Below are 248 nucleotides of genomic sequence, written 5' to 3' on the forward strand. Positions count from 1 at the left end.
CATCCAGATCGTCTATCAAGAGGTGGATACGGCGCTCATACCGAACCTGTCGGTCGGCGAGAACATCATGCTCGACCGGATGGTCCATGATATGGGAGGCCGGCAGGTTATTCGATGGAACGGGCTGCATCAAGAGGCAGAGGCTGTGCTGGCACGCATGAACATCCGCGTTCCGAGCCGTAAGCTCGTGTCGGAGCTGACCTTGGCGGAGAAGCAAATGGTGCTGATCGCCAGAGCCGTGTCCAAGC

Annotated in this window: 1 pseudogene; it reads left to right on the plus strand. The window is 58.5% G+C overall.

Annotated elements, in window-relative coordinates:
• Positions 1 to 248, plus strand: a pseudogene (locus ACSNOG_RS33775) (hypothetical protein); the annotation flags it as partial.

The organism is Streptomyces sp. URMC 124 (genome assembly GCF_051386455.1).
Lineage (GTDB): Bacteria > Actinomycetota > Actinomycetes > Streptomycetales > Streptomycetaceae > Streptomyces.